The sequence below is a fragment of the uncultured Nostoc sp. genome, assembly GCF_937863485.1.
Taxonomy (GTDB): domain Bacteria; phylum Cyanobacteriota; class Cyanobacteriia; order Cyanobacteriales; family Nostocaceae; genus Nostoc.
On record NZ_CALMFY010000091.1, the window covers coordinates 1 to 9,762 of the forward strand.

Annotated in this window: 6 protein-coding genes and 3 pseudogenes; 5 read left to right on the forward strand and 4 right to left on the reverse strand. The window is 42.1% G+C overall.

From position 1 onward, the window contains the following. A partial coding sequence (locus Q0541_RS34420; protein WP_366941860.1) for a hypothetical protein occupies positions 1-132 on the reverse strand: 132 nt, incomplete at its 3' end. Positions 133-892: 760 nt separating this feature from the next. Between Q0541_RS34420 and Q0541_RS12070 the strand changes: the two genes are divergently transcribed. Beyond that, a complete protein-coding gene (locus tag Q0541_RS12070; RefSeq protein WP_298910319.1) occupies positions 893-2,464 on the forward strand; it encodes a metallophosphoesterase in 1,572 nt (523 codons plus the stop codon). A 40-nt stretch (positions 2,465-2,504) separates the two neighbouring features. On the opposite strand, the pseudogene Q0541_RS12075 reads toward Q0541_RS12070, so the two are convergent. Beyond that, positions 2,505-2,675: pseudogene (locus Q0541_RS12075) on the reverse strand (ABC transporter substrate-binding protein); the annotation flags it as partial. Positions 2,676-2,898: 223 nt separating this feature from the next. Between Q0541_RS12075 and Q0541_RS12080 the strand changes: the two are divergent. Together Q0541_RS12080 and Q0541_RS12085 are read left to right on the forward strand one after the other, a co-directional pair. Further along, positions 2,899-3,657, forward strand: a complete 759-nt coding sequence (locus tag Q0541_RS12080) for a YebC/PmpR family DNA-binding transcriptional regulator (protein ID WP_298910322.1) — start codon at positions 2,899-2,901, stop codon at positions 3,655-3,657. 611 nt (positions 3,658-4,268) lie between these two features. After that, positions 4,269-5,546, forward strand: coding sequence for an FAD-dependent hydroxylase (locus Q0541_RS12085; protein ID WP_298910325.1), 1,278 nt, complete (start codon positions 4,269-4,271; stop codon positions 5,544-5,546). On the opposite strand, the gene Q0541_RS12090 is transcribed toward Q0541_RS12085, so the two are convergent. Continuing rightward, positions 5,528-6,187 carry a Uma2 family endonuclease gene (locus Q0541_RS12090; protein ID WP_298910329.1) on the reverse strand — a complete coding sequence of 220 codons (660 nt, stop codon included), beginning with the start codon at positions 6,185-6,187 and terminating at the stop codon, positions 5,528-5,530. The genes Q0541_RS12085 and Q0541_RS12090 overlap by 19 nt on opposite strands. Before the next feature lie 84 nt (positions 6,188-6,271). Next, positions 6,272-6,382 (reverse strand): annotated as a pseudogene (locus Q0541_RS12095) (tyrosine-type recombinase/integrase); the annotation flags it as partial. A 314-nt stretch (positions 6,383-6,696) separates the two neighbouring features. On the opposite strand from Q0541_RS12095, the gene Q0541_RS12100 reads away from it, so the two are divergent. Continuing rightward, positions 6,697-8,691, forward strand: a complete 1,995-nt coding sequence (locus Q0541_RS12100; RefSeq protein WP_298910332.1) for an MASE1 domain-containing protein — start codon at positions 6,697-6,699, stop codon at positions 8,689-8,691. A 541-nt stretch (positions 8,692-9,232) separates the two neighbouring features. Further along, positions 9,233-9,385, forward strand: a pseudogene (locus Q0541_RS12105) (carotenoid oxygenase family protein); the annotation flags it as partial. Positions 9,386-9,762 lie beyond the last annotated feature (377 nt).

A 9,762-nucleotide genomic window follows, 5' to 3' on the forward strand; every position in this document is an offset into this window, starting at 1 on the left:
TGAACGAACTAGACTACTAATATAGTAAGCAACTTGGTGATATGGTTTACCAGCAGGAGTACCGTTAATCGTGTCCGAGTCACCACCACCCACTAAGGTATCATTACCGTTGGTTCCAATGATATTTGCCATAATTTTTACCTACCTAAATCGATTTTTTCAATAACTTCAGTTCTCAACCTGCTGTAAGTGCTGTTTTCAGGCACAAAAACTCACCGAAATTTGATGTTTTCGGCATACTTTATCCGTCACCTTTGAGGAACAGCAAATTTCTCGAAGATTCACCTTATTCCAAGGTTTGTACGTAGCACTGAATCTAACTATCTCAAACATCTAAGTCTTAAGCATTGTACAAATTCATCAGCGTGTGTATTCAGGATAATCGGTCATTTCAGGCTAAATTAATCATCCTTATTCACTAGAAATCATTAAACAAGGCTCAAAAAATTCAGCTTGAATGCCTAAAACCCATCCTTCATGTTTGGTTTTTGCCAGCGCCTAAGTCCTACTAGAAGAGAAAATGGTTAACAGTTGACTGTTGACGGTAAAGAGATTTTTGTACCCTTTTTGTAGGCTATTCTGTGTAGGTGTCTAGCTTGAAAATAGATAACATCTGAATAATCTCGCAATAACTACACAGTAAATATATTATTTAAATGTCCATGCGGAAATAGTCATCTTTGCATACCTTCACATTTGACAAATGACAAACTAAAAAATGAGGATAAATGATGGATGCTTTGGTCAATCAACATCAGGAACTTCCCACTGTACTTGAGTCTCATGCTCTTAAATACTGATTAAACAGCCAGGGATTCCCCAGTTCCCAATTAAAACCCTTATTATTTCGTTACAATCGGTATGTGCATTAGGCATTCAAGAGTTATCAGCCATGAAATTGATTTCCGATCCACCGATTCCTATAAAAATTCAAAAAATGAAGGAACGGGTGCGGTGGATGCATCCAAGTTTTGTGCAACGGGGAATTGACCAAACCAGCATGGTTATTGACGATCGCAGGCAGGATAGTCCAGAATTTTCCTTTATGGTTATCGGTGATTCCGGCACAAAATCCCATTCTCAACACCACCCCCAACGAAAAGTTGCCGAACTGATGCTGACTCACCGGGATGATTGCAGTTTTGTTTTGCACACAGGCGATGTAATCTATGTGGTGGGTTCCCAAGAGTATTATTCAACAAACTTTATTGAGCCTTACCGGGAATTTCTTGTCGGTGGCGACAACCCGAAAAGCATTCCCTATGACCGCATGGTGTTTAATCTGCCGTTTTTGCCAGTACTCGGTAATCATGATTATTACGATGTGCCGTTGATGTATCGTTTATTTACTGGAACAACATCTTCATTACGTCGCCTGTTTCGGTACAAAGATATCGAGATTGGCTGGCATGGATCATATCAAGGTAATGCCTATGCGCGAGCATTTATGGACTATACCCAGGCGATCGCTTCCCCACAAGAGTTAGAACGTCATTTAGATCAACACTATACTGCTAAGACCGACACAGGGCGCTGTTTGCGTTACGAACCTGGAAATTTTACCCGTTTACCCAATCGCTATTACACCTTTCGTTACGGCGGTATAGACTTTTTCGCACTGGATTCCAACACCTTTAATACACCATCACCCTTACCTGCAACTCAAGAGGGAGAAATTTACCGCCGCCAATTACAAAAGCGTCGCCAGGAAATAGATCAAGAAGAATTGCAGATTTTGGATATATGCGATCGCCTCAACCCAGATAAACCCACCGAAGCAGAACAACTCGATGAACTTAGCGCCAAACTAGACCAAATAAACGAGATAAAAATCGATATTGAAAAACAATTGGCATCTGATGAAATGCCTGTGATCGACTTTGAACAACTTGAATGGTTGCGAAGCAGACTAGTTGAATCTTGGAACACCTCCGAGGTGCGCGGACGTGTAATCTTTTTCCACCATCCGCCCTATGTCACAGAAGCTACCAAGTGGGATCAGGCACAAACCTTGGCGGTTCGCCACCGCTTGCGCTGGGTATTTGAACAAGTGGCACAAACTCTTGGTTCTTTAATTAAAGAACGTCCTATAGTGGATTTAATTTTAAATGGTCACGCTCACTGTTTGGAGCATCTTTGCACAACTGATACCGGATTTGCTGACTCCCACATTAACTGTATTATCTCTGGTGGTAGTGGTCATCGTCCTCGCTATCAACGGCGAAAGGGGACTGAATTGATGGAGACTTTTACCGAAATTGCAGGTAAACCTACTCGGAAAGTTGCTGATTCAATGCTTTTTGTGGGTCGTCACGACTACAATTACCAGAACCGCCTGCCTTACTCATGTGTGCGGATTGATGTTCTGGATGGTAGTCCACCCAAGTTTATCATCAGACCGTTGATTACTGAACGTATTAGAGATCAGTGGTATAACCGCGGACTTGAACCTTTTGTGATTTAAACAGAATGCGATGCCTACGGTGGTAAATTACGCGCCTTAATCACTTGAAAATCAAATCTAAGCGTTGCTGGGTTGCTTTGAGTGAATCTGCTGGCAAACTTTTACCCAATAATACAGATTCAATCGCCTGACCTCAACTGTCATAAATCCGATTGTAACCAGGAAATATCGGAGGCGATCGCCCATATTTAACTTGATCTAATACCATTTCTTGCAGTTCGTTTCCTTATCTATAGCAGTCCTAAATCATATGTGAAAACTTCTTTTTCTTTTTTTGGCGCTCTTGGCGGCAACTCTTGGAGACGCTGCGCGTTAGCGGTTCGTTCATTTTCACAACTCATTTAGGATTGCTATAGTTGCACAATTATCTAAACTTATGCTTTTTGCAAGCGTTTATATCCTAATCTTGAATAGAGTTTTGATAATTTCAGATTATGGCAGGACACAGTAAATGGGCAAATATTAAGCGCCAAAAAGCGCTAGTAGATGCAAAAAAGGGAAAAACCTTTACTCAGTTATCCAGGGCGATTATCGTTGCTGCTAGAAGTGGCGTACCAGATCCGGCGCTGAATTTTCAACTTCGCACAGCGATTGACAAGGCAAAGGCTGCAAGTATCCCCAATGATAATATTGAACGAGCGATCGCTAAAGGTGCAGGCACTTTTGGCGGGGATAATGCTACCTTTGAAGCGATTCGCTACGAAGGTTATGGCCCTGGTGGTGTAGCGATTTTAATCGAAGCCCTCACAGATAATCGCAATCGCACTGCTGCTGACTTGCGTGTAGCTTTTAGTAAAAATGGTGGCAATCTTGGTGAAACAGGTTGCGTTAGCTGGATGTTTGACCAAAAGGGCGTTTGTGTGGTACAGGGTGTGGTTGACGAAGAACAGCTTTTAGAAGCGTCTCTTGAAGGCGGTGCTGAGTCTTATGAGATGACTGAAGATGAGATGGCGGAAGTATTTACTGACATTGCAAATTTAGAAACCCTTAGCCAGATACTCAAAGATCAACGCTTTCAGGTGACTGATGCCGAATTGCGCTGGATTCCCAGTAATAGTGTAGAAGTTACTGATCCGGATCAGGCGCGATCGCTTTTTAAGTTAATTGATACTCTAGAAGGCTTGGATGACGTGCAAAATGTCACAGCTAACTTTGACATATCAGAAGAATTGATAGCTCTCAGTATTTATTAATCAAAATTAACACAGGTGTCTTCACCAAATAGCAATTTTTTAGAGGAGGTAAAAAATATTACATCTAAGTTTTAAATGCCAGCAAGTATTATAGCTGTGAGTATTTTCTTGCCAAGAATTCCCCGTAAGTCCCAAATTTTACGGATGTAAAAATAGACATGAAAGATTCATATCAATCACAAACTTATGACATATGCCTATTGGATAGTTGGATTGTTGATTACCTGATGAGGATTTTCAAGTGAATAAGTTCGCTAAAGTTTTACTTTTGGCTCTAATCTTTGCAGCACCCGTAACCGCTTTTGCATCTCAAGCTCAAGCTAAAGTTATCCATCATACTAGCGTAAAATCTGCTAAAGGTTATCACAAGGTTAGACATCACAGGCATCATCGTAAAAACCTAGCTCATAAAACTTATAAATAGTTACTATTAATTGTAAAAGTTTCTAGTAACTCTGTAATAAAGTTTAGTGTTGGTTTCTCTGAAAAAATAATTGTATTATTTAACCCCGCTGGAATCCCTACCAATCAGCGGGTTTTTTTTATTAACTTGCTGATCAAGGCGCGATCGCGTCAAAATAAGAGTTAAGACGCTGTAACCTAACTTAACAATGACCTTAACGCAGCTTAAGCAAATTTCCCCTCAACTAACACCGCCAAATGAGCGGGGATATGAATATGATTTGGTAATTGTCGGCGGTGGAATTATTGGGTTAACTCTAGCCTCTGCTTTAAAAGATTCTGGCTTGAGTGTCTTGCTGATTGAGGCGAAAGTGGCATCAGCGGCGGTAGCTAAGGGACAAGCCTATGCAGTTCATATGCTTTCGGCGCTAATTTATCAAGGAATTGGAATTTGGGACAAAATGTTGCCTCAAATAGCCAAATATTGCCGAGTTCGTCTTTCTGATGCCGATTGTGCCAATGTGGTGGAATTTGTTACAGATGATATAGGCACACCAGAGTTGGGTTACGTGGCGGAACACCAAGCGCTGTTGCAGCCTTTGCAGGAGTTTGTCCAAAATTGTCCAAATGTAACTTATCTGTGTCCGGCTGAAGTGGTAAATACGCAATACCAGAAGGACATAGTAGTGATAGATATTAAAGTTGCTGATCAGCTACAGACAGTCAAGAGCAAATTACTCATAGCAGCAGATGGGGCGCGATCGCCGATTCGTCAAGCTGCTGGGATCAAAACTCTGGGCTGGAAATATTGGCAGTCTTGCATAGTTGCATTTGTTAAACCAGAAAAACCGCACAACAACACCGCTTACGAAAGATTTTGGTCTAGCGGGCCCTTTGCGATTTTACCTTTACCGGGGAACCGTTGCCGCATTGTCTGGACAGCCCCCCACGAAGAAGCAAAAGCTTTATGTGCTTTAGATGATCAGCAATTTTTGGTAGAACTCACCCGTCGCTATGGCAATCAGATGGGGAAATTGGAATTACTAGGCGATCGCTTTGTATTTCAGGTACAACTCATGCAAAGCGATCGCTATGTTCTCCCCCGACTAGCATTAATTGGTGATGCGGCGCACAATTGCCATCCTGTCGGCGGACAAGGTTTAAATCTGGGGATTAGGGATGCAGCGGCTTTGGCGCAAGTAATCCAAGCAGCGCACCAAGCGGGTAAAGATATTGGCGATATTCAGATTCTTAAAGGTTATGAACGCTGGCGCCAGCTGGAAAATTTGACGATTTTAGGTTTGACCGATTTGTTAGATCGGATGTTTTCTAATAATTTCTTACCTGTGGTGGTAGTTCGTCGCCTGGGTTTATGGTTTTTGCAGCGAGTACCTATATTAAAGGTGTTTATGCTGAAGTTAATGATTGGCTTGAAGGGGCGGACTCCAGAATTGGCAAAAGATAAACGCTACACCACAGCAGCTTGAAAAATCTGGTTTGGGGTGAGATTCAATTCGGGAAAAGTTTGGGAGATAATGCGTAGTTTACCGCCGCAGGCATCGCTATCTCGATACTTACTTATCTGATATTCCCCATCAACTAAGTTAGAAACGGTGATTGTCGGTTGTTTGGGGTTACCGATAAAATTACGTCCACCCAAGGCAGCATAATCGACAATCCAGTATTCCAGGATACCCATCTCTTCTCTTCGAGACGCTACGCGAACATACTCAGCATATTTTAAATAGTAATCGTCTCGCCAGTTGGTTGATACAACCTCAATTGCCAAAGGTATTGATGCACCTAAACTAACGATAGATTCTTTTTTCCATAATTTTTCGTTTACCAGATTTGCACGGTTTAGCACTAACACATCTGGGATGTAACCAGAATCTTTTTCAGGAGGTCTAACTATAACTTGATTAGGCATGAAGTAGGACAATCCTAGACGTTGGATTTCAACAGAAATTTTGATACCTAGAAATCCTTTAACTTCTTCGTGTTCTCCTACTGGTTGCACCTTTTCAACAATATTTCTGTTATGCAGTTCGTAGCGTACACTTGAATTTTCGGGTAGCCAATCGACAAATTCCTCAAAGGTTACTAGCTTGGGTATGGCTTGAGTCATGACTTTTGAGAATTACTGATGATAGAAATATTATCTCTAATCTAGGAGACTGGGGACAGCTTTTCCACTACGGTTAAGAGCCAGGGTATAAATCATCCTAGTTTTCACATATTTATGTCTGAGTAATTCCTGTATTGTGTGGATGTCATAGCTATTTTGCAGTAAATTGGTAGCGAAACTGTGGCGAAATGTATTACTTTTGACTTTTGACTTTTGACTTTTGACTTCCCCAAAGGGGCTGACAACCCACCTTTTTTTGAATACCAGCTTGATGAAGCGCTTGTTTTAATACTTTTTGTCTTCTACTTTCATGGCTACTTTAGGGACTTCCAAAAATTAAATTACTCAATTCCTGTAATCCAATACGACTATCCGATTTCTTCTTCCCCTGCTTACCAAAACGATTGATTATTTTATTTGGAAGTCCCTTATGTTCCGACCTTAAGGGAAAAGGGCATTCTATGTAAAGACTAGCAACGTTGATATCAAACAGCCATTAAACAGATGATATGATTCAACAAAAATCCCCTATATTCCCTCACGGGCTAAGGCAAATCGGAGGCATCGTTGTTTTAGCGATCGCCTACTATGAAATGGCTGAAATTTCACGTCATCTTGCCTCCACACCGAACAATGTGACTCCAGTTTGGCCCCCGGATGGAGTTGCTGCTGGGGCTGTTCTGTTGTTTGGTAACTGGATCGGGTACGGTGTTTTGCTGGGTTCATTTCTCGCCAACTTTTGGGCGTTCCGAGATCCAACAAGTTTATTGTCCCTGGTGATTTCAACGCTGCCAGTTCTTTTAATTGCGATCGGAACAACCCTGGGGACTATGTTGGGTGCCTTCCTGCTGCGGAAAACTACCAACCTTCGCTATCCCTTAGAACGTGTCACCGACGTGTTCAGATTTTTGCTCTTAACCGGCATGGTGGGGCCGAGCATCAATGCAACTGTTGGAGTGGCTTGCTTGGCGTTGAGTGGTAAAGTTCCCTGGACAGCGTATGGGACAGTTTGGTTAACCTGGTGGATTTCTAATGTTTCGGGAATTTTTATCGTCACCCCGATTCTGCTTAGTTGGGGGGAATTAATTCAAAAAAAGCGACATCCAATCTGGCAATGGTTATCCCTCAGTTCAACCTCAAAGGATTCTGAAAATCTCTCTCATATTCGCCACTCAAGAGCAAACTCACGCCCTTTAAAATTCTGGTTAATCCTAGTAGAGCCACTTATTTTGATGGGGTTGGTCATTCTCATCAGCAAAGTTGCTTTTGGTGAGGGATATCACCTGGAGTATATGTTGATTCCGATGTTGATCTGGTCTGTTTTTCGACTGGGGCAACCGAGTACAATGCTGTTAACTTTTATTGTGGCTGCGATCGCTGTGATCGCAACTGTCAATGGCAAAGGTAGTTTTGTGACTAAGGATCTCGACCAATCTTTGATCCAACTGCAATCGTTTATCGGCGTGATTACACTCACCATTCTTGTGCTAACAGCGACGATCGCAGAACGAACACAAGCAGAAACCAAGTTGCGTTTAGCTTTTGCCGAATTAGCCAAAACCAATGAAACTCTGGAAGTTCGAGTTCAGCAGAGAACTGAAGAATTGAATGAAAAGAATACGACTCTGAAGCAAACTCTACAAACGCTTAAACAGACTCAATTACAGATGCTTCACAGTGAAAAAATGTCTGCATTGGGACAGATGGTGGCAGGGGTTGCCCATGAAATCAATAACCCGGTTAATTTCATTAATGGCAACTTAATTTATCTTTCTGAGCATATCCAAGGTCTGCTGAGAGCATTGCAAGCTTACCAACAGCACTATCCAAATCCACCTCTTGCGCTGCACGCAGAATTGGATGAACTTGAACTGGACTTTTTACGGGAAGATGTTACCAAGATTCTTGAGTCCATGAAAATTGGTACAGAGCGGATCTCTACTATTGTGTTATCGCTGCGGAACTTCTCGCGTTTGGATGAAGCAGAATGGAAAGCGGTAGACATTCATCAAGGGATTGATAGTACCTTGGTGATTTTACAACATCGATTGCAATCGACAGCCGATCGCCCCCAGATCCAGGTTATTAAAGAGTATAGTCAGTTACCACTGATTGAATGTGATGCTGGCTCCCTTAATCAAGTGTTTATGAATCTTTTAGGCAATGCTATAGATGCATTAGAAGAATCTAATCAGGGACGTTCGTTCCAAGACATTTCAGCTAACCCCAATAATATCTGGATTCAGACTCGTCAAATCGATACAAATCAAGTGATGATTATGATTTCTGACAATGGAATAGGCATTCCAAAAGAGATTTGCTCTAAACTATTTGATCCTTTCTTCACCACTAAGCCCGTTGGCAAAGGCACTGGTTTGGGTTTGTTTATGAGCTATCAAATTGTAACCCAGAAGCATGACGGTAATCTTTGGTGTGATTCCACACTGGGGCAAGGCACAAAGTTTGTGATTGAGATTCCTCTAAAAGCTAAGAGGATTGCTTGAGTAAGCACAATTTAGAGAATTTCGAGAAGCGATGCCTACGGCTGGCTACGCCTACGCATTTGTTATTTCGGCGTACGCATTTGTTATTTCGGCGTACGCATTTGTTATTTCGGTGATCGCATTTGCTACTTCGGCGATCGCATTTGCTATATCGGCGACTCCATTTGCTATATCGGCGATCGCATTTGCTATATCGGCGTACGCATTTGTTATTTCGGCGACCTCATTTGCTACTTCGGCGACTCCATTTGCTATATCGGCGATTCCATTTGCTATATCGGCGACTCCATTTGATAATTAGGGGACTCCATTTGTTATATAGGAGTCTCCATTAGATATATCGTTGAATCAATTTGAATTATTCTTATAAAAATAGAAATTTGTGATGTCTACAATAAAAAGCAAACACCAAGCTAGAGAATTAGGCGCTTTCATCAGGAAAACAAATGGTAATAACAGCAATCAATCCTTATCTTGATGGTAACTTTGCACCAATCCATGAAGAAATTACCACTGACACCTTGCAAGTAATAGGTGAACTACCAGCGGAGGCAAGTTGTTAGGGACTGAGCCAATTGACTTGCCAATAGGAGTGTTGATGCATGATTTTGCAATCAGCGAAAACTATACAATTTTTATGGATCTGCCCCTGACTTTTAATCGACAACGGGCACAACGAGGAGAACCTCTGCTTGGATTGATGAAGCGCAATTCCAAACTTGAGCAAAACTAATGTTAGTGGTTGATGTGAGTTGGTAAGCCAGCGCGCCCTTGGCGGTTCCCCCCGTTGTAGCGACTGGCGTTAGCGTTAGAGTAATCCAAGTAATAAAAATGCCCAATTGTCATTGCGGGAGCCTTAGCAGTAGCGTCTTGTAGAGAAGCGGAATGTAGCAATCTCTGAGTCTTTGTGATTGCTTTGCTCCACTGCGTTGCATACCCTACGGGAAGGCTTTGGTGTCAACTTAAGTTCAAATGCATGATGCACAGGCGTTTTACCCCCCTTAATTCCCCCTTGTCAAGGGGGGAAACAGGAAATTTAGTTCCCTCCCCTTGACAAGGGGAGGGTTAGGG

Excerpts from the sequence above, each read along its gene's own strand:
- Q0541_RS12070 (WP_298910319.1), top strand. The coding sequence starts at position 893 with ATGAAATTGATTTCCGATCCACCGATTCCTATAAAAATTCAAAAAATG.
- Q0541_RS12080 (WP_298910322.1), top strand. The coding sequence starts at position 2,899 with ATGGCAGGACACAGTAAATGGGCAAATATTAAGCGCCAAAAAGCGCTA.
- Q0541_RS12085 (WP_298910325.1), top strand. The coding sequence starts at position 4,269 with ATGACCTTAACGCAGCTTAAGCAAATTTCCCCTCAACTAACACCGCCA.
- Q0541_RS12090 (WP_298910329.1), bottom strand. The coding sequence starts at position 6,187 with ATGACTCAAGCCATACCCAAGCTAGTAACCTTTGAGGAATTTGTCGAT.
- Q0541_RS12100 (WP_298910332.1), top strand. The coding sequence starts at position 6,697 with ATGATTCAACAAAAATCCCCTATATTCCCTCACGGGCTAAGGCAAATC.